Source organism: Acinetobacter pengchengensis (genome assembly GCF_982235305.1).
Genome location: NZ_CEVATJ010000001.1, coordinates 183576 through 204888, shown reverse-complemented (window position 1 = coordinate 204888; position 21313 = coordinate 183576). Strand labels below are relative to the sequence as shown.

At 42.9% G+C, this 21313-nt stretch carries 17 protein-coding genes, 1 tRNA gene and 1 pseudogene; 7 read left to right on the top strand and 12 right to left on the bottom strand.

The genetic code is table 11. The annotated features are described in order from the left end of the window. Positions 1-32 precede the first annotated feature (32 nt). Positions 33-3524, top strand: a complete 3492-nt coding sequence (locus AC0T5Z_RS00995) for a hybrid sensor histidine kinase/response regulator (protein ID WP_435337462.1) — start codon at positions 33-35, stop codon at positions 3522-3524. A 535-nt stretch (positions 3525-4059) separates the two neighbouring features. Then, positions 4060-4827 (top strand): hypothetical protein, encoded by a 768-nt coding sequence (locus AC0T5Z_RS00990; protein WP_435337461.1) that lies wholly within the window; start codon positions 4060-4062, stop codon positions 4825-4827. 119 nt (positions 4828-4946) lie between these two features. On the opposite strand, the gene AC0T5Z_RS00985 is transcribed toward AC0T5Z_RS00990, so the two are convergent. Both AC0T5Z_RS00985 and AC0T5Z_RS00980 read right to left on the bottom strand, forming a co-directional pair. Beyond that, positions 4947-6647, bottom strand: coding sequence for an NAD-dependent malic enzyme (locus AC0T5Z_RS00985; protein ID WP_435337460.1), 1701 nt, complete (start codon positions 6645-6647; stop codon positions 4947-4949). A 200-nt stretch (positions 6648-6847) separates the two neighbouring features. After that, positions 6848-7129, bottom strand: a complete 282-nt coding sequence (locus tag AC0T5Z_RS00980; protein WP_096902220.1) for a DUF2798 domain-containing protein — start codon at positions 7127-7129, stop codon at positions 6848-6850. A 195-nt stretch (positions 7130-7324) separates the two neighbouring features. Here AC0T5Z_RS00980 and argS point away from each other — a divergent pair, with 195 nt between their 5' ends. Beyond that, positions 7325-9115 (top strand): arginine--tRNA ligase, encoded by a 1791-nt coding sequence (gene argS, locus AC0T5Z_RS00975; protein ID WP_291337840.1) that lies wholly within the window; start codon positions 7325-7327, stop codon positions 9113-9115. A gap of 212 nt (positions 9116-9327) precedes the next feature. Continuing rightward, entirely contained in the window at positions 9328-9936 is a 609-nt protein-coding gene (locus AC0T5Z_RS00970; protein WP_435337459.1) for an SPOR domain-containing protein, read from the top strand. 98 nt (positions 9937-10034) lie between these two features. On the opposite strand, the gene AC0T5Z_RS00965 is transcribed toward AC0T5Z_RS00970, so the two are convergent. The 3 genes from AC0T5Z_RS00965 to AC0T5Z_RS00955 all read right to left on the bottom strand — a co-directional run bounded on the left by AC0T5Z_RS00965 (position 10035) and on the right by AC0T5Z_RS00955 (position 12188). Beyond that, on the bottom strand, positions 10035-10682 hold the full coding sequence (locus AC0T5Z_RS00965; RefSeq protein WP_435337458.1) for a glutathione S-transferase: 648 nt from the start codon (positions 10680-10682) through the stop codon (positions 10035-10037). Positions 10683-10805: 123 nt separating this feature from the next. Further along, a complete protein-coding gene (locus tag AC0T5Z_RS00960; protein WP_086904897.1) occupies positions 10806-11204 on the bottom strand; it encodes an OsmC family protein in 399 nt (132 codons plus the stop codon). A 36-nt stretch (positions 11205-11240) separates the two neighbouring features. Further along, the gene (locus tag AC0T5Z_RS00955) at positions 11241-12188 is read right to left on the bottom strand and encodes a pirin family protein (RefSeq protein ID WP_291337833.1); all 948 of its coding nucleotides are present in this window, start codon (positions 12186-12188) and stop codon (positions 11241-11243) included. Between the two features lie 267 nt (positions 12189-12455). Between AC0T5Z_RS00955 and AC0T5Z_RS00950 the strand changes: the two genes are divergently transcribed. Continuing rightward, complete coding sequence (locus tag AC0T5Z_RS00950) at positions 12456-13730, top strand: GGDEF domain-containing protein (protein ID WP_435337457.1); 1275 nt, start codon at positions 12456-12458, stop codon at positions 13728-13730. Between the two features lie 368 nt (positions 13731-14098). On the opposite strand, the gene guaA is transcribed toward AC0T5Z_RS00950, so the two are convergent. After that, on the bottom strand, positions 14099-15667 hold the full coding sequence (guaA, locus tag AC0T5Z_RS00945) for a glutamine-hydrolyzing GMP synthase (RefSeq protein ID WP_291337830.1): 1569 nt from the start codon (positions 15665-15667) through the stop codon (positions 14099-14101). A 268-nt stretch (positions 15668-15935) separates the two neighbouring features. On the opposite strand from guaA, the gene AC0T5Z_RS00940 reads away from it, so the two are divergent. After that, on the top strand, positions 15936-16571 hold the full coding sequence (locus AC0T5Z_RS00940; RefSeq protein ID WP_236094330.1) for a DedA family protein: 636 nt from the start codon (positions 15936-15938) through the stop codon (positions 16569-16571). Between the two features lie 100 nt (positions 16572-16671). On the opposite strand, the gene AC0T5Z_RS00935 is transcribed toward AC0T5Z_RS00940, so the two are convergent. The 5 genes from AC0T5Z_RS00935 to AC0T5Z_RS00915 form a co-directional block, all read right to left on the bottom strand. Beyond that, on the bottom strand, positions 16672-17262 hold the full coding sequence (locus tag AC0T5Z_RS00935; RefSeq protein WP_435337456.1) for a LysE family translocator: 591 nt from the start codon (positions 17260-17262) through the stop codon (positions 16672-16674). Positions 17263-17503: 241 nt separating this feature from the next. Next, a complete protein-coding gene (locus tag AC0T5Z_RS00930; protein WP_435337455.1) occupies positions 17504-17899 on the bottom strand; it encodes a hypothetical protein in 396 nt (131 codons plus the stop codon). Between the two features lie 13 nt (positions 17900-17912). Next, on the bottom strand, positions 17913-18749 hold the full coding sequence (locus AC0T5Z_RS00925) for a ParA family protein (protein WP_435337454.1): 837 nt from the start codon (positions 18747-18749) through the stop codon (positions 17913-17915). Between the two features lie 189 nt (positions 18750-18938). Then, positions 18939-19331 carry a SirB2 family protein gene (locus AC0T5Z_RS00920; RefSeq protein ID WP_291337815.1) on the bottom strand — a complete coding sequence of 131 codons (393 nt, stop codon included), beginning with the start codon at positions 19329-19331 and terminating at the stop codon, positions 18939-18941. 13 nt (positions 19332-19344) lie between these two features. Next, positions 19345-19656, bottom strand: a complete 312-nt coding sequence (locus AC0T5Z_RS00915) for a BolA family protein (RefSeq protein ID WP_435337453.1) — start codon at positions 19654-19656, stop codon at positions 19345-19347. A gap of 236 nt (positions 19657-19892) precedes the next feature. On the opposite strand from AC0T5Z_RS00915, the gene AC0T5Z_RS00910 reads away from it, so the two are divergent. Beyond that, positions 19893-19968 (top strand) — tRNA-Gly (locus tag AC0T5Z_RS00910). 241 nt (positions 19969-20209) lie between these two features. Here the strand turns inward: AC0T5Z_RS00910 and AC0T5Z_RS00905 are convergent. Beyond that, positions 20210-21300: pseudogene (locus AC0T5Z_RS00905) on the bottom strand (IS3 family transposase). Positions 21301-21313 lie beyond the last annotated feature (13 nt).

Here is a 21313-nt window from a genome sequence, read left to right as displayed (position 1 = left end):
CATAGCCCTATTGTCGATACTTTTAAGGCATCATGAACAGCTGGCTCATTATGGGGGTTTTAGCCCTCTATATCGCATTACTTTTTATTTGTGCTTTCTATGGGGAAAAACATGCCAGTCGTTTAAGCACACGTGGGCGCATGCTCATGTTCAGCTTAACTTTAGGGGTGTACTGTTCATCATGGACTTTTTATGGCGCAACGGGAGCAGCCGTTCGTGAAGGGATCATTTTTTTACCGATTTATTTAGGCCCTCTGCTGTTTGTCGCTATTGGTTATGATATTTGGCGACGTTTAGGTCGCGTGCGACAACACCACGCCATTTCATCTATTGCTGACTTTGTTGCCGCACGTTATGGAAAAAGCGGACCACTGGCATCACTGGTCACAATTTTGGCCGTGATTGCAATTATCCCCTATTTGGCTCTGCAATTACGTGCAATTGCACTCAGTGCCGCAGTGATTTTGGATCAAAGCACCAATGTCGAAAGTACCACCAATGCGGTGTTATTCCTAACAGGTTTATTGGCTATTTTAGCGATGCTATTTGGTACCCGACAAATTGCCAATACCGAACAACACGGCGGCTTAATGCTCGCAGTTGCCTTTGAATCCTTTGTCAAATTATTTGCCTTGCTTGCTGTGGCCTTCTTCTTTGTATTTGAAGCGCCCGACAATATTCATCAAATTGCCAATGATGTTTCAATTACCTTTCATGAAGTGCAGCTGTTTGGGGTGCCTGAAACCTTCTGGGTGCAAACCTTATTGGCGGCCTTAGCGATAATTTGTTTGCCGCGTCAGTTTCACGTTGCGGTGGTCGAACTGCGCGATGAAAAACATATTCGTGGTGCGCGTCGTTGGTTTGCCGTTTATCTGATTTTAACCACCATCGCGATTGTTCCAATTGCCAGTTGGGCTTTACATGCAGCTCCGCAATATTTAGCCATCCCCGATGTGGCGGTTTTGTCTTTACCACTTAGCTATAACCAAGACTGGCTGACGCTGTTGGCATTCTTGGGGGGATTCTCCGCCTCGACAGGCATGCTGTTGGTATCTTCGGTAGCACTGTCGATCATGCTGAGTAATGACCTGATCATGCCTGCCTTGTGGCGCTTGGGCATTTTCTCACGCCATGACAAGCGTTTGCCTTTGGTGCTGAAATTCACCCGACGCATTTGTATTTTAGTGGTAATGCTGCTTGGGTTCCTGTTCTTCAACTTCTTTAACGATATTGATCAGCTTTCTGTGTTTGGCTTGCTGGCCTTTAGTGCAGTGGCGCAGTTCTCCCCTGCCCTAATTGGTGGTTTGTATTGGCGCGGTGGCAGTAAGCAGGGCGTTTATGCGGGCTTAATTGTCGGTTTTACGATGTGGGCCTATACCCTGCTGCTTCCGACCATTTTACGCAGCCTGCCAAGTCAGTTCAGCGAGTTTACCCGTGAATTTTTACTATTTGGGCCTTTGGGCATCAACTGGTTACGCCCTGAAGCATTGCTCGGCTTTGAATCTTTTGCACCGCTCACACACGGAGTCGTTTGGGCGCTTGGTTTAAATATTTTGTTATATATTTGGGTGTCACGTATTTTTCGCCCAAGTGTGGCAGAACAAATTCAAGCCGAAAGTTTCTTTTATTATGAAACCAAGCCTCTGCCAACCCAGAACATCAGCAACGAGGTCAGCTATTCACATCAAGATGTAGCACGTTTAAAAGTAGGTGATTTAATCACGCTGGCAAAACGCATTACAGGTGAATCTCCAACCCGACAAGCCTTTGAACAGTTTAGTCAGCAAAATAATGTGGTACTGAATGAAAATGCCAATGCCAACGGCATGTGGTGGCGTTTTACCGAACAATATTTGGCAGGCACCATTGGCGCAGCATCTGCGCGTACCTTACTCACCACTGCTATGGTCAATAACGGACTCGCTTTAGCACAAGTTGCAAACATTCTTGACCAAGCCTCACAATGGCAACGCTTTAACCAAAACCTAATCATGACCATGATTGACCACATGACCCAAGGTGTAAGTGTGGTCGATGAAAATATGTGTTTGGTTGCATGGAACAATCAATACCTCAAACTGTTTGATTATCCTAAAGATATTGTCTATGTCGGTTGTCCAATTGCCGACTTGATTCGCTATAACGCAGAACGTGGTGAATGTGGCCCTGGCTCGATTGAAGAACACGTGCGTAAACGTATTCACTGGATGAAAATGGGCAGCGCGCATGAATTTGAGCGCATCCGTAAAGATGGGCGTGTGATTCAAATGCGTGGTAATCCAATTCAAGGGGGTGGTTTCGTGACCACCTTTGCCGATATTACAGCATTCCGTGAAAACGAAGCAGTACTTGAAGCACGGGTACAAGATCGCACACAACAATTGGCCGATGCTTTGGCCGAGCAGCAATTGGCACGTGAACAAGCCGACAAAGCCAATATGTCCAAAAGCCGCTTTATTGCCGCTGCCAGTCATGACTTATTACAGCCGATGCATGCAGCGCGCTTATTTAGTACAGCTTTAGAGCAAAGCATTCAGTCCGATGAAGACCGTAAAACCTTACAGCAACTGGATCGTGCCTTGCATGGTGCAGAAAGTATGCTTTCGGCCTTGCTGGATATTGCCCGTTTGGAAGGAGGTACGATTCAGCCGAAACGTCAGGCTTATCCACTGCATGACTTACTGAGTGATTTAAGCCTGCAATTTAAATCTATTGCGGCACAACGTGGCATTGAATTTCGTGTGCATGATGTACAGTTCTGGATTGACACTGACCCGCAATGGATTCGTCGTATTATTCAAAACTTTGTCAGCAATGCGCTGCGCTATACCGCTAAAGGGCGTGTGGTGGTTGGGGTATTACGTTCCACAGAACATCCCCAACATATTCGGATTGGGGTGTGGGATACAGGTCCAGGTATTGCCGAAGAACAACGTATTAAACTGTTTCAGGAATTTGAGCGTTGTGGGCATACTTCGCCTTGGGGTGAGCAAGGTCTAGGTCTTGGGTTGGCAATTGTGCAACGTATGACCAGTTTATTGAACTACCCTGTGCATGTCTATTCGGAATTGGGCAAAGGCTCGTGCTTTATGATTGAAGTGCCGATTGTCGAAGCACCAAAAGTGGTGGCGGCACCTGTGCAAGTGGTACCATCGAAAACCAAAGCCTATAAAATTTTGTGTTTAGACAATGATGAAACCATTTTGGAAGGCATGGCGACTCTGCTGAGTAAATGGGGCTATCATGTATTTAAAGCCACCGAACCTGAACAAGCCATTGATCTGATTCAGCGTGAACACATTCAGGTCTGGTTGGTCGATCAACACTTAAATGACGATAAAATCGGTTTAGATTTTATTTTGGAACATCGTCAAGCAGATGTACCTGTGGCATTAATTACTGCAGACTCTGATTCAGAATTGCCACAACGCTTAAAAGAACTCAACATCATCTTACTGAGAAAACCGTTAAAACCAGCATCACTACGTTCTTGGTTATCGGGTCTGAAAATTTCAGGGTCTTGATTCAGCTACCTGACTTTGGCTAATTTTGGGCGTTCATCCCACAGAAATAAAGCTAGGATGAGCGCACTGACCTAGTTACATTTTCTGGTTTGGTTACATTTGCCAGTACGATGACGAGGCTTCACTTTACATAGCGAAATATGGCTACACTGAAAATCCAACACATTTGCTGTCAATATTGACAGCAATTGACCTGATGCAGCGCCCCAATTAACCAAAGTTTTCAAAAATACTGTGTTTTAATGCGCTACAATTCACATTAAATTTCATGATAAGATTCGCTATGGCAAAGCCTGACAAGATTGTAAGCAAATGCACCCAAACTTGCTTACAATTTTTTTAATTGGCGATTTTATAAAAGCTTTTCTAAGCACATTGCAACATATTAGACTTTAGTCTTATACACCCGTTGACCATCTGCGCGCATAACTAAGTACAAGAAATGATCAGCGCGTTCCTCTCCAAACTACATCCAAACACATTGCTTGCCCTATCAGCGTTGATCGACCTGTTTTCACGTTTTAGGAAGAATCTCATGAATACCGTGAACCATGAACAGCAGCTCGCAGAACAAACACAGCAGCTACAGCGTCAATATGGCGTGAATGCCCTATTGCCCGAAATTCATTGGGATCGTCTGTTTCAAAACAGCAAACTCCAAGCTCCCCATCTACAAGCGCTGAATACCCTGTATCAAACTGCGGTGCCCTTAGCCCTGCAAGTCTTTGAGGAACTCAATTTTGATGTGTTTCGTCCTGCGGCGTATCAACCACAGGGTTTAGGTCTGTTCAACAAACTTTCAGCACAGGAACAGCAATTACTGGATATTTTGGAACAAGAAGCGCAAGGCTTAGATCAAAGCACCCGCCAACACATTTGGAGTATGTTATTACGTGGTGGTGCGGTACTGGTCTTTAAAGCATGGTTAGGTAAAGTCAAAACTGATGAGGCACAACTCGATACAGCTCAATTTGATGAATTGTCCGATTTACTGTTCATTAAAACCTCACCTTTTGAGTTGGCAGAACGCTTAAAGGTCGATGCACATGTACCCACTGAACATATTTTTCTACTGTATGGCAATGACGTGTATTTAGACCGTTTTAACAGCCTTGAAACTGCAGCCTTATTTGTCGATTTAGGCGTGTATGATGCTGCATTTTTAAGCCTGAGAGATGACCACATTGCAAAACACCTGATTGGACAAGGCTATGTCAGTCAGCAACAAATTGATGAATTGCAATGTGCCTTAAATCCTTTGAATTGTGCCGATTTAAATCCAAAGCAGAACTATATTGCTTAGGCTCAGTTGACGAATCAAATTCCAAGTGATCACATCACAAATACTATTTCAAATAAAAACAAGGCGTGCAATTGGCACGCCTTGTGGCTTATTTCATTCACAATACGAATAGGTTTTGCTTAAAACGTCACACGCTTATAATCACGATATTCAGGCTTCCAGAAATTCGCTTCAATTGCCAGTTGCAAAGCTTGATCATCCAACGCTGGTGCGACGCCTGCATCCATTGCAGCTTTTGCCACTTTAAAAGCAATAAACTTAGAAACTTGCTGAATTTCATTTAAATCTGGCAACAAATCTGCATTCGGGTCTTTCAGCAATGGTGAACAATCTGCCAAAGCATTACTTGATGCAATAAGCATACTGTCAGTCACCCGTGTTGCACCCGCAGCTATCACGCCTAAACCAATGCCTGGGAAAATATAAGAGTTGTTGCACTGCGAAATATTATAAATTTTGCCCTGATAATTCACTGGTTCAAATGGACTGCCTGTAGCAATCAGTGCCTTACCTTCCGTCCATTCCAAAATATCGGCAGGAAACGCTTCGACTTGTGACGTTGGATTCGACAATGGCAATACAATTGGACGCTCGCAATTGGCAGCCAAAGCTTTAATCACTTCTTCAGTAAATAAACCCGGTTGCCCAGACACGCCTATCAACACGGTTGGTTTGGCATGCTGAATCACATCCAATAATGAAATAATGCCTTCGGCATTGCCCCAAGCTGTGACACTCTCTGTGCTTTGTGCCAGTTTGCTTTGGAAGTCGAGCAAATTCGGCTGATTATCGGTAAACAAGCCAAAACGGTCTACCATAAATATGCGCGCGCGCGCTTCAGCATCGCTTAGACCTTCGACCACCATTTGCGCAACAATTTGTTCGGCAATACCACAACCTGCCGAACCTGCGCCCAAAAAGGCAATGATTTGATCTTTCAATTGCTTGCCCGCAGCCCGTGATGCTGCAATTAAACTGCCCACAGAAACTGCTGCCGTACCTTGAATATCATCATTAAAACAGCAAATTTGATCACGATATTTGTTTAATAACGGCATGGCATTTTTCTGAGCAAAATCTTCAAATTGAATTAATGCCTTTGGCCAACGACGTTTCACCGCATCGAGCACTTGATCGACAAATTGATAATATTCCTCACCATTGATACGCGGCTGATTCCAGCCCATATAAATTGGGTCATTCAGCAATTGTGGGTTATTGGTACCAACATCGAGGGTAATGGGCAAGGTATAAGCAGGGCTAATACCACCACAAGCGGTATATAAAGACAGTTTCCCAATTGGAATGCCCATGCCACCAATGCCCTGATCACCCAGACCTAAAATACGCTCACCATCGGTAATCACAATCACTTTGACATTCTTTTTATTGATGTTTTGCACAATATCGTCAATGTGGGCGCGGTCAGGGTACGAAATAAAAATACCACGATGACGGCGATAAATATCGGAAAAACGCTGACATGCCTCACCCACCGTTGGGGTATAAATAATCGGCATCATCTCACTCAAATGCTGCTCAATTAAGTGATAAAACAGGGTTTCATTGGTGTCTTGAATGTTGCGTAAATAAATATGTTTGTTGATCGCATCACTAAAAGCACAATATTGCTGATAAGAACGCTGAGTTTGTTCTTCAATATTTTCAATTGCATGCGGAATTAAACCATGCAGGTTAAAACGCGTACGTTCTTCTTCAGAAAATGCAGAACCTTTGTTTAATAAAGGTAGTTCTAAAAGGCTGTTGCCAGCGTAGGGAATATATAAAGGACGTTTTTGCTGCAGATTTGCGGTGGTCATTGTTCATCTCATTCTAATCAGTTGCGAATGGCGCATAGATTGAGATACGCCATCAGACATCTGACTAGCTTAGCCCCTTTTGCAGTAAAGCAGGCATTTAGAAGTTTGATAACCAAATCTGAATGATTTTTATTTCTGATAACCGTATGTTTTTGAGTACGACGTTCTTTGAATCAACCTAAACAGAGAACAGATCACGATTATTTCGGTGGCTGTAAAGGTGGCATATCGACAATCAAGCTAGCGAATTTACGTACCATTGGCAAAACAAACAGCACCACTGGAAAAGCAAAGGCCCAAGAAATCATCCAGTTATTGAACCAGAGTGCAAAAAAACCATCAATCCAGCCTAAATTACGAATCATATTGATAAAGGAAATGATGCCACTCATCAAACACGATAAAAAGAAAGGGATCACCACGGTGGCCCATTTCATAGGTAACTTGGGTACATTGCCAAAAATCATTGCACGTTGTTTCATGCCATCGCCTTTTGCCTGACGTTATTGGCAGATACTATGCCATGAATTACTTAAAGAAAGGATGATCTTTCAGGCAATTTATTGCTTTAGATCCACCGACCGCAAAATTCGATAAAGCATACAATTGCATTCCCCTAAAGCCCCTGAAATTTGCTATATTTAGCGTTTTTCTGCACATCTATTTTTCGACTCAATATGAATACGGCAATACAAGCAGCGCTCGAGCATGCAGTGCAATCCCTTCAAGCTGAAGGTGTACTCCCATCTGACTGGAACAATACGAGTAATTTAACCCGTACCAAAGACCGCAGCCACGGCGATTTCGCATCGAATATTGCCATGATTGCCTCTAAAGCTGCGGGTATGAAGCCGCGCGATTTAGCCGAAAAAGTTCTTGCTGCACTGCCTGAAGTGGCGGACATTAGCAAAGCAGAAATTGCAGGACCAGGCTTTATTAACTTCTTTTTAAATGCCAATCAGCGTTTTAGCGTTTTAGATCAAATTCAGGCACAACAACAAAATTTTGGCCGCAGCCAAGTCAATGCTCAAAAACGTATTCAGGTCGAATTCGTTTCTGCCAACCCGACTTCAAGCCTGCACGTAGGACATGGTCGTGGTGCAGCTTACGGCATGACCGTTGCCAACTTACTTGAAGCCACAGGTGCCAAAGTTGAGCGTGAATACTATGTCAACGACGCAGGTCGTCAAATGGATATATTGGCAACTTCGACTTATTTGCGTTATTTGCAACTGGCGGGACAAACCCTGGTTTTCCCGAAAAATGCTTACCAAGGCGACTATGTCAAAGACATTGCACAAAGCATTTTAGAACAAGAGGGTGAACGCCACGTACGCTCTGTTGCAGATGTATATAACAATGTACCTGAAGATGTGCAATATGCTGCAGAACTCGATGCCGATGGCAACAAAGTGGTGCTATCGGGCGATAAAGAAAAACACATTGATGGTTTGATCTTCAATTCACAAAACCTTTTGGGCGATGACTATCGCGTGTTCCACCAAGCTGCCTTGAACGCCATTTTGGCCGACATTCAAGATGACTTGGGCGAGTTTGGCGTGACCTTTAACCAATGGTTTAGTGAGGCATCATTGACTGAAAAAATTGAAGAAGCTCTGCAAACCCTAGATCAACGTGGTTATCTGTACGAACAAGACGGCAATATCTGGTTTAAATCAACTGAATTTGGCGATGAAAAAGACCGTGTAGTGAAACGCCGTAATGGTCAAACCACTTACTTTGCTTCAGACATTGCTTATCACCTAAATAAATTACAACGTGGCTATACGGACCTAATTGATATTTGGGGTTCAGATCACCACGGCTACATTTCACGTGTAAAGGCGGCGATTGACGCGCTCGGCTATGACTCGAAAAAACTCACCGTGCTGTTGGTGCAGTTTGTAAGTTTATGGCGTGGCGGTGAAATGGTGCAAATGTCATCTCGCTCGGGTCAATACGTGACCTTACGCGACTTGCGTAAAGAAGTCGGTAACGATGCTGCGCGTTTCTATTATGTGATGCGTAAATCTGAGCAACACATTGACTTTGACCTAGATTTAGCCGTTTCGCAAAGTAAAGACAATGCGGTGTACTATATTCAATATGCCCATGCGCGTATTTGTCGTATGCTCGAAAAAGCAGCGGCATTACAGCTCAATTTTGATGCTGGCGAGGCACGTCAATTTGCTGCAAAACTTGAGCTAGATGCTGAAACTGAAATTTTAGCCAAATTGGCAGCCTATCCTGAAATTTTAGTGCGTGCTGCCAACAGCCACGAACCGCATCAGGTAGGTAACTATTTGAAAGAATTAGCTGCCTTGTTCCATGGTTGGTACAACGAGCATAAAGTGCTGAATGATGATGCAGCCTTGACTCAGGCGCGTTTATTGCTCTCAGTTAACGTGAAACAAGTCTTGCGCAATGGTTTAGAATTATTGGGTGTTTCTGCACCTGAAACGATGTAATTCGCTTAGTAAAGCGTCGAGGGTCGCAAGACTGAAAATTGATGCTTGAGATCTTGATCTCAACACTGATGTGTTTCTCGCTTTGCAATGCTTGAACTTTGCAAAGCGATTCTTTATCTTGATCGTATGTTGCTTAAATTTATTCAGGCCACATACAAAAATAATTAGTCCAAAAAAATTTCTGGTATTGCTGACAATAAAGAGGTTTCCTCGTGTTTGGAAAAACGCAACGCGGTGTATCTGAGCGCCCCAATAAGCCCAAAAAACAACTGATTCCTGCATGGTTAGGCACGCTCGTGGTCGTTTTAGTACTGTTGTGTTTTGCTGTGGCTTTAATGCTTTGGAAACCGTGGGCACCTGTGCAACCCAAAGGTCAAATCAGTTCAGAACATTATCAAGAAGATACCAACAAAGACTATCGTTTTTACGATTTGCTACCACAGCAACAGGTCACGCCTATTCCTGAGCAAGCGGTTCCTGAAACACAGCAACAAAATACCGTAGTTATTGTTGAAGCACCTGTTGCGGTAGAAGCACCTGCTGCCAGTGAAGCCAATGTCGGTTTATCTGAAATGTCTGCTCCTGTGGTCAAAGCCAGCTATATTTTGCAAGTACGCAGTTATACCGACCCAGATGCTGCCGATGCACGTCGTGCTGAAATTATTTTGAATGGTTTATCTGCTGATGTAGTGAAAAGTACCGACGGTGGCGAAACATGGTATCGTGTGATTTCAGGTCCTTATGACTCCGCAGAAGCGGCAGTGATTGCCCAGCAAACTCTGCAGCATAGCGGCATTGATTCGATTGTAGTGAAACGCTAAGCCTAGTTTACCAATAAATAAGATCAGTTAAAAAAGATGCCACGGCATCTTTTTTGGGGTGCAGAATCATATACGCATAAGAAACATCGCTAGAGTTGTTACAGTAATTCCTGCTCACGTTCACGTGCAGATTGAAATGCAGGACGCTGTTCCACGCGTGCCAAATAAGCTGCAATCTGTGGATAACGATGCCCTGTACGGCTTTGCAGTGCCTGAAGAGGGAAACTCATTTGAATATCGGCAAAAGAAAATTTGCCTGCAAAATAATCATGTTCAGACAAATAAGCTTCCAAATAAGCAATATGATCTTTTAAACGAGGCTGAATAAATCCTGCTTTAATACCTGCACTAATTTTGTTTGCCACTGGTCGAACTAACCATGGCACTTGCTGTGGCACTTTGGTCAATACCAACTGCATCACTAACAATGGCATTAATGAACCTTCGGCATAATGCATCCAGTATTGATAGGCTTGCTGTGCTGAAGTCTGCTGCGGTTTAAACTGCGCTTGCAAATCATATTGCTGCTGCAAGTATTCCAAAATTACTGCAGATTCTGCGATGGTCTGCTCTGCATCAGTTAAAATTGGCGCTTTACCCAATGGGTGAATCAGCTTTAATTCATTAGGCGCACTAAAATTGGGCTGACGGTGATAAAACTTGATATCATAGTCTAAGCCCAACTCTTCAAGGGCCCACAAAATGCGGAAAGAGCGGGATTGATCAAGGTGGTGTAAGGTAATCATAAAACGTCCTATTTTGTTTTATTGCCTATGTTTTTGAGTGATTGTATATCTTCTATTTTACGCAACATTATAAAAAAGATCTGTCCTAGAGGGCTATTTATAAGAGATGGATTCAACCTCTGTTTAACCAAATTCAGTACGAATTTCCATACTGCGTAGCAGCGTTTTGGTGACAGGGGTTTTTTGGCAGATATTCAGCACTTTCTGTTGTAACTCTGCATCTAAAGGCTGTTCAATGATCACCTGACGCTCGACCCATTCCTGCCCTTCTTTATTGGCAAAAAAATGAGCCTCAACTTGAATTTTGCCAAAATCTAATCCTTTATGCTGTGAATACATACGCAAGGTAATCATAGTACAGGCGACTAGAGCACTACAAAGCAAATCATAGGGAGCGGGGCCTGTATCATGACCACCCAACGACTCAGGCTCATCCACAATAAATTGATGCTCTCCGCTTTGCAGTTGACCTTGCCAGGCTGCCTCTAAACTGTGTACCTGTGCTGTTCCAATCATTGCCATCTGCTTGCTCCCTGTAGTGATCTGCTTTGCTAGAATTTATTTCGAAGCCCGAATTCTTGCGGGAAAAGTCGGTGCTTCTAAACGTGGTCCGTCATAATCTGGAATTGAACCAAAACGCGGATCTTGATTGACCCATTGCTCCCGAGCAAGTTCTAATTCTTCTTGGGTACGGCCAACCAAATTCCACCATAATAAAATGGGCGATTCAAACGGCAAACCACCTAAAAGTAATAGCCGTGCACCTGCATGCACATGCAATTCAATTTCAGTCAGCCCAGGTTCAAGCAGTAACATATTTTCATCGGTCAGTTCATGCCCATGCAATGTGGCTGTCCCCTCTAACATCATCAAACCATATTCGAATTTAGGATTGAGTGCTAAACGGGTTTTATTCGATGTGCTTGCGCTAATATCGACCCCGAGCAATTCACTATGCACGCGTACAGGTGAAGTCGTGTTTAAAAATTCACCCACCAAAATGGTAAACTCCAAACCATCTTGGTGTATCACCGGCAAGTCGGGGTAATGGTCAAAGCGCGGTGCCATATTGCGCTGATCATCAGGCAATGCAATCCATAATTGAGCGGTATGCATATGGGTTTCAGTTTCAGGCGCAACTTCGGTATGCGAAATGCCATAACCTGCGGTCATTAAATTGACCTGTTTCGGACGTATCAACTGCTTGGTGCCCAAACTATCGGTGTGCATGATTGTCCCTTCAATCATCCAAGTAAAGGTTTGCAAACCAATATGTGGATGTGGACCAATATCTAAACCTTCACCTTGCGGAAAGCTCACAGGACCTGCATGATCCAGAAAACACCATGCGCCAATCATGCGTTTATGTCGACTCGGTAGGGCACGTTTGATTAAAGTTCCCTGTCCAATTTCAGCATTACGCAGTGGAAATTCCTGTATAAATTGCTTTATGTACTTGTCGCAATCGTCTGAATTGGAGAGCTCGGTATAATTGCTATTGCTCATCCTGTGCTCCTTAAAGCTACAGCTTTTGATTCTTTTACTATTAAATACGCTAAATTGATAGTGAAGAGCAAGACCCTATTTGTTTTATAAGTGATTACAGCCGTAGCAACTCATTGTATAGATGACCAAATTGGCAATTTTGATCAAAAATTTAAAAAAATACAGAAAATACCCAAATTTAGGGAGGTCAATTTTTCAACATTTTGGGCATAATTTCTGTGTAAGTTGTTATTTTGGGTCAGTATCGTAATGTCTGTGAAAGCTCGAATGGGGCAACAGTTTCATTCGAAAGTTTTAAGCGACCAAGAAGCTTCAGCCAAATTATTAAAAGTGACTGAATGCGATCTGGAAAACCGACAGGCAATTGAAACAGCATTGCAGCACCCGACTGCGCCTCTCCCACCAAAATTTGAAGCCCACTTTGACCAATATCAATATTTACATCAACGTCGTTATTTGCGTCAGGTCAATTACATTGGGCAAATGGTTTTCTTACTGTATTTCTTTGTCGATTATTTTGTGATTCCAGACGTCAGTCTGCTTTCGGGCATTATGCGTGTGTTTGCCGTAACTCTTGCATTGGTAGGTAATTATTTTTGCTTTAAATACGTCAAAGATATTCAGCTTTTAGATTTAATCTTACCCATCAGCGCTACATTGTGTTGTGGTGTCTGGTTTTATATTTTGTCGCAATCCCACAGTCCGTGGGTCGGCTACTATCTTTATGCTGCGGTTATTTATGTGGTGATGGCTAATCTGTGTATTCAGGTACGTTTCCGACCTGCACTATACAATTCACTGCTCATGAGTGTACTGATTTTTCTAAGTGCCATCTCCTTAACAACGCTACAAGATGCACTCATTTTTATGGTGGTCTATATCCCCATGTGGTTACTCAGTTTGTATATTAGCTGGAGCAATACCCTCAATGCGCGCCACCACTTTTTGCGCAGTTTGCTGGATGACTGGAATTTCCATACCCTGCAAGCCTTAGCCCATACCGATGAACTAACCCAACTGAATAACCGTCGGCAATTTGTGCACATGGCGGAACATAAAATTCACCAATGGCCTAAATCGAATTCGATCTGTTTATTGATGTTTGATGTAGATTTCTTTAAACAAATTAATGATACCTATGGGCATGATGTTGGAGATCGGGTGCTGCAAAATATTGCTGAAATTGCCCGTAAAGAGATGCGTCGTAAAGATATTTTGGCACGCTTTGGTGGCGAGGAATTTATTGCCCTGCTCAGCGAAACCAGTTTGGATGAAGCACTGGTGATTTCAGAGCGTTTAAGACAAAAAATTGCACAGCACCAAATGTGTATAGGCAATAAATGCTTTAATTTTACCGTGTCGATTGGTGTATCAAGTTTAAAACCGCAACAAACTGACTTACAACTGTTGATTAAGGAAGCTGATATAGCACTTTACCAAGCCAAACAAAGTGGGCGTAATTGTGTGATCAGTTATGATGTGGGAATGTCTGAGCCACCCGAACCAATTTTAAAAAAAGAAGTTAAATCTTGGATGATCTAATTAATTTAAAAAATGAGCACATTACGTGCTCATTTTTTTGGGTATCTAGCTAGCGTATGTTTAAAAGCCCTGCTTGGAAACCTGCCGCTGCGCGCATCTTGCGCCTATTTTAAATAGCTGTGCTTTAAAATAGGCACATGACGTAATTCAGACACGAAGCAATGCTTCGTGAAATCTCTAGCTGTCACGCGCACAGCCCTTGCCGTAAAACTGGCAAGTAGCAGTGCTGCTTGAAACCCCTAGCTGCCGCGCGCATAGCGCTTGGCGTAATTCAGGCGGACAGCAGTGCTGTCCGAAATCCCAGCTGTCGCGGGTTTAAGCCCTTGCCGTAAAACTGGCAAGCAGCAGTGCTGCTTGAAACCCCAGTTTTACTCCCATTCAATTGTTGCAGGTGGTTTAGACGATACGTCATAAGTGACACGTGAAACGTCTGCAATTTCATTCATGATGCGGGTAGAGATTTTGTCGACCAAATCGTAGGGTAAGTGTGCGAAACGTGCGGTCATAAAGTCCACCGTTTCTACGGCACGAAGTGCAATTACCCATGCATAACGACGACCATCACCGACGACACCCACAGATTTCACAGGTTGGAATACTGCAAACGCTTGTGCCGTTTTGTCATACCAACCACTTGCACGCAATTCCTGCATGAAAATGTCATCAGCTAGACGTAAAATGTCTGCATATTCTTTTTTCACTTCACCCAAAATACGTACACCCAAACCAGGACCAGGGAATGGATGACGGTAAATCATGCTGTGTGGCAAGCCTAAAGTCGTGCCGAGTTTACGCACTTCATCTTTAAATAAATCACGTAAAGGTTCAACCAATTCAAAGGCTAAATCTTCTGGTAAACCACCCACGTTATGGTGTGACTTAATCACGTGCGCTTTACCTTGTTTGCTGGCTGCCGATTCAATCACGTCTGGGTAAATCGTACCTTGTGCTAAGAATTTCACGCCATCGAGTTTACGTGCTTCTTCAGCGAAAACTTCAATAAATTCTCGACCAATAATTTTACGTTTTTTCTCAGGATCGACTTCACCTGCCAACGCGCTGAGGAAGCGTTGTTCTGCATCGGCACGAATCACGCGAATACCCATGTTTTCTGCAAACATTTGCATCACTTGATCGCCTTCGTTCAAGCGTAATAAGCCATTGTCAACAAATACACATGTTAATTGATCGCCAATGGCTTTATGCAACAAAGCTGCAACCACAGAGGAATCCACACCACCAGATAAACCTAGCAATACTTTTTCATCGCCAATTTGCTGACGTAATTGTTCTACACGCAGATCGATGATGTGTTCTGGTGTCCATAAACCGCGACATCCACAAATTTGATGTACAAAGTTAGACAATAACTCTGCACCTTTAGCAGTGTGTGTCACTTCTGGGTGGAACTGAATTCCATAGAAACGGCGGGTTTCATCAGAAATCATCGCCACTGGGCAGCTTGGCGTGCTTGCAGTAATTTGGAAGCCTTCTGGAATGCGTGCCACTTTATCGCCATGGCTCATCCAAACGTGCAATTGGTTTTCACGGTCTTGCAAGTTACCAATCAGTTTGTCACGCACCAAAATATCGACTTCGGCATAACCGAATTCATGCACTGTACCCGCTTCAACTTTACCGCCCAATTGTTCTGCCATGGTCTGTAAACCATAGCAGATTCCCAATACAGGTACGCCTAAGTTAAATACGATTTCAGGTGCACGTGGACTACCCGCTTGATGAACACTTTCAGGTCCACCCGATAAGATAATACCGTTTGGATTAAATGCACGAATGTCTTCTTCAGACATATCGTAGGCATACATTTCAGAATATACGCCCGCTTCACGCACACGACGCGCGATAAGCTGACTATATTGCGAACCGAAATCCAGAATCAGGATACGATCTTCAGTAATTTGAGTATTGGTAGTCATGACAAACAACTATGAAAGGCAAACGAATTAAGCGCGCTATTCTAGCATTTTTCCACGCCTTGCGCACACTATTCAGACAATGCTGAATCTGGATATTTTTTATTCTATAGATTATCCGCCCAAGTGAGATAACCTGTTGCATTTTTAGAACAGAGCCAAGAATGAAATTAATTACTCCTAAATTCATCTAATAATTATTTACTTTTTTATACTGACTTTCAACGTCTGGACTGCTAGGATTTGAGCACACTTTCGCTTGTTTTTTCTCATGGAACTGATTGATTTTATCTTGCACGTCGATGAGCATTTGCTCGAATTCATCACCCAATATGGGGTGTGGATTTACGCTATTTTATTCCTGATTATTTTTGTAGAAACAGGCTTGGTGGTTATGCCGTTTTTACCGGGTGATAGTTTGCTGTTCGCGGCAGGCGCACTGGCTGCATCGACAGGAGTAATGGATCCTTGGATTTTGGGTATTTTATTGTTTACTGCTGCAGTACTCGGCGACACCCTGAATTACCACATTGGTAAATATATTGGTCCACGGGTTTTCGAGCTGGAATCACGTTTTATCAATAAAAAACATTTGATCGAAACCCAAAAGTTTTTTGAGCGACACGGCGGAAAAACCATTATTTTTGCGCGTTTTGTGCCTTTTGCGCGTACCTTTGCGCCTTTTGTGGCAGGTGCAGGCAGCATGAATTATAAATACTTCCTAACCTATAACGTGATTGGCGCTTTTTGCTGGATCGCGTCGTTTATCACGCTCGGTTATTTGTTTGGCAATATGCCAATTGTGAAAGACAATTTCACCTATTTAATTTTTGGCATTATTATTTTAAGTGTTTTGCCTGGTGTGATTGGTTTTATTCGCCAAAAACTCAAGAAAAAACCTGCTTAAGTTGTGTAATTCTTTGGGCATGCCTGTTGAACAGCGCCACCCTCATCCATTCAAAACAGCTGAGATGATTGTTCAGCTCAGCAAATTGAGCTCTAAATCTTTAGAAAAAACGTGCTACGACAGGCAGCATACACACCACCAACAGCAAAGCCGAGCCTTTATATAATAGGTCTGCCGTCAGTTTATTGGTTTCTCGCGCCAAAACTGCCCGCCCTAAAGACATCCAAAATAACGCTGTTGGCAATAAAACTAGACCGAATAAGACATAGACCATGGCGAAGTTAGTCGGGTTATCCCAAGTTTCTACAGGAAAAATACCTGCAGCAAATAACAAGGCCTTCGGATTTTTAAAAGTCGAAAAAAATAATTGCACGGGGCGAATGGTGGGGTGTTTTTGACAATGTTGTTCTAAATGCGACTGCTTCCATAAATGAAAAGCCATCCAAAATACATAACCTGCACTTAAAACATGCAGAATATCAATTAAATAAGGCCAAATTGGCGCACTCAAATGAATGAATAACGCCCACAAACTAATAGCATACATATAACCCAAAAACTCTGCGGGAATCAGCAGACTGGTTTTGGCAATGCCTTGTTGGTGGGCTGAGCTTGCCAATAGCGCATTGGTCGGGCCAGGAATCATCAAGACCCCAATCATTGCTAGGACAAAGAGCCAACTTTCAATCATAAACACCAGAGCATGCGAATCAAAAATAGGAGCACACCTTATATGAAAGCCATTGAAAATGACAAGTTTTTCTATCTGGCAGGACTAAACCAAGGGTATCAATAGAACAGAAAATAAAATTAAGTTTTTGTTTTTAAAATATTAGATTGAGATCAGTCTTGAATTATATTGCTACATTTTTTAAGTAATGGTGCTGCACAAATGGCAGCACCATAGACGAAATATTCGCAAACCCTAAAACTTAAGAGGTTGCAGGTTTGGGTTTGACAATAATCGGGCAGGCTTTAAATTTTGCTGCTTGCACAATGGCTTCTTGCTCACCTAAAAGACGTGCCAATTCTGTTCTTTTGGTATTGGACGACTGTCCCATATTGACTGAAACACTCGGTGCAACGCCCCACCCGCCACGGCTACCCCAACCACCACCTAAGCCCACACCCACACCAACGCCTGTACGTTTTGGCGCTTCGACACCGCTTTCAATATATTGCTGAATACGGTTATATTCACTTTGTAATTGTTGGCAATTCAAAGCTTGATAATGTGTAGGCGACACATAGCTAGGTTTGACTGTGGTCGCACAAGCCCCAAGCAATAAACTACTTGCCGCGACAAGACCAATTGCAAATGTTTTCATGTCTACCTCTGTATCACGCTTGCTCAATTTCATTGAACAACGATTGATAGGCCTGCGTCAATTTATGATCTGTTGCCAAATGAATTAATGGCAAATTTTTATGATGTGATTCTTTCATCAACACCGAAGGCGGTAACATGCTATTCAAAACAGGTAAACCTTCATCTTTGAGTTGCTGCACCACTTCACGCGGTAACTTGGCCTGTGCCTGATATTGATTCACCACAATGCCTTCAATTTGCAAGTTTGCATTGTGATCATCTTGAGTTTCCAGCACATTTTCAATTAGGCTTTGCAAAGCGCGTTTAGAAAAGACATCGCAGTCAAATGGAATAAGCACCCGATCTGCCGCAATTAATGCCGACAAGGTGAAAAAGTTAAACGCAGGCGGAGTATCAATAAATACGCGGTCATATTGATCGGACAATTGTTGCAAGGCATCGCGCAGCTTGTAAATTTTATGTTTCGATTCAAGTGCATGTGCCAAACCGCCCAATTGTGGACTGGCAGGAATCACATCCAAATTTTTAAATGGTGACTGGTGTACATAGGCTTCTAAACCTTTGTTGCGGTTTTTTAAAATTGAACCTAAAGCATTGCCCAATAAACCTTTGGATTGATTTGCACCCAACACTTCTTCAAAATAATTTTCGATGTTGGGTTCAAGCGCAGGTTTATCGGCAGAATAAGTGGCATCATCACCCAATAAATATTGGCTGGAGTTGGCTTGCGGGTCAAGGTCAATCACCAAAGTTTTTAAACCCTGATGCGCACTAATTGCAGCCAAATTGACGGTAATACTGGATTTTCCAACACCACCTTTCTGATTAAACACCACACGTGTGCGCATTGCCGCCCCTCTTTTGAATTTTTGTTGTGACATCACTTCAGTTTAACTGAGCTGTAAATATTCTTGCCAAATTATGTCTAACAATTCGCCAGTGCTCAAATATACAAACTCTCTCTTGTCGATATTTACACACATTCAATGCCCGTGAGTTTGCATCCACAAGCAACATCTACAATAAGACCTACTGGCTTAGCCAAAGCTTGGCTTTAACATCACCAAACCTAAAATGGCAAAAAATGCGACTAGGGCTAAGCCCCAACCCACACGACGTTGAATCAACAAAATACGCTCATCTTTTTTATACGCTTTAATCAAAGAAGAAAGCATCACAAAAAATAAAATAATTTTGGCATAAAACCAAGCTTCGACCTGAAAATCCTTCAGAAATAAGGCAATGACTCCTGTCACCACAATCAACGTGAGTGCCGAATGCTGTAAAGCCACAAAGACTTTCCATGCTTTAGGGTTTGGAGAGTGATTCAATGTGCCTTTAAATAAAGTCATGGCACGCACCACTATCACCAACAGCAACAAAGCCACTGCAGCAACGTGAATGTTGTTCAGCATTGATAAATTTTCCATCTATAGCCTTCCCTTACGCATTTTTTGGTGCATGTCCACATTCAGGGCTAGACGTATCTTGGCCTTGCCACTCAGAGGCGACAAAGGCATGAATTGCCAGTGCATGAATTTTACTTGGCGCAAGTAAGTCACCCACAGCAGCATAAATTTTTTGATGACGTTGTACCGAACGTAAGCCCTGAAAAGCATCACTGACCATCACCACTTTAAAATGGGATTCTTTTCCTGGGAAATAACCGCCATGCCCTGCAGATTCATTCACAACTTCTAAATGACTTGGATTTAAAGCAGCTAAGCGTTGTAACAATTGTTGTTCTAAACTCATGATTGTATTTCCCAAAATGGTTTAAAGGCTGCCTAGCAGTATAACTGCGTTCTATACAATTCTCAGCACTTTGGTAGAATCATTCGTGCTTCGTGCCGTTACAGCGTGTTTTTCTACTTAAATTTGGCGATCTCATCGCCAGTTGTTCTAAAAAATGTCGTTTATTTATGCAATTAAGCTAATTTTTTGCATAAATGGATTGACCCTATTTTTTCATCATGTATTATACACCGCATGCGGGAATAGCTCAGTTGGTAGAGCACAACCTTGCCAAGGTTGGGGTCGCGAGTTCGAGTCTCGTTTCCCGCTCCAGAATACGAAAAGCCCCTATCGAAAGATAGGGGCTTTTTTTGTTGATTTTAATAAATATTTTTATCAATCAAAAAATCTGATACATAAAAAAGTAAGTTAACAGAATATTACATTTGGAATTAGTGACCAAATGGTGACCAGAAAGTGACTCAACTTTTTTACTCGCTACTTCCTGTTCTGGGCTGAATCTAATTGATCAAGCGGTAATCCTCCCATAAATAACCGAAGTTAAAAGTAGAGGTTAAGCAGCCATTAGAGGTGGCTTTCCTTTGTTAGCTTGATGTGGTCTTTCATGGTTGTAATGCCACAACCAGTTTGTTGCATAATCTTGTACTTCATCCAAAGTATCAAATAAATGCTTGCTCAGCCAACTATAACGTATGGTCCGATTATAGCGTTCAATATACGCATTCTGCTGTGGCTTACCCGGTTGAATATATTCAATACGAATACCGTGCTCAGTAGCCCAGCGCACAAATTCGTGACTGATAAATTCGGGACCATTATCGCATCGGATCACTAACGGTTTTTCTCTCCACTCCAGCAATTGATTCAACGTACGAATAACCCTGATTGTGGGCAATGAGAACCCTGCTTCAATGGCTAGGCCTTCGCGGCGGTAATCATCAATCACATTCAATAATCGAAACTTGCGACCATCGGAAAGCTGATCATGCATAAAATCTAATGACCAAACCTGATTTTCTCGGATTGGTTCTTTCAATGGTTCAGGCGCATGCCGTTTTAGTCTTCTTCTCGGTTTAATACGCAGATTCAGTGCCAACTCACAGTAAATGCGGTAAACCCGCTTGTGATTCCAGCAGCAACTCCCAACATGCCGTAAATACGAGAAGCACAAACCAAAGCCCCAATCGGAATTTTCCTCAGTGAGTTCAATGAGCTGTTCAGCAATGAGTGCATTGTCATCGCTGAGATTGGCTTGATAGCGGTAGCAGGTTTCACTAATGCCAAATGCTTTACAAGCCAAACGAATACTAATGGCATGCTGGGCAACTGCCTGTTGTGCCATCTTACGCCGGCAAGATGGCTTTACCCTTGCGTAGCAGTGCTACTCATTGCCATCGCTTCCTGGATGATTTCGGCCTTTAATCGCTCTTCCGCATACATCTTTTTAAGTCTGGTATTTTCGGCTTCTAGCTCTTTCAGTCGATCCATTAATGATGTATCCATACCACCATATTTGGCACGCCATTTATAAAAGGTAGCATTACTCATGCCGTGTTCACGGCAAAGGGTCGCTACAGGTGTGCCAGATTCTGCCTGTTTCAAGATGGACATGATCTGACTGTCAGTAAATTTAGATGTTTTCATGCAGAATCTCCTG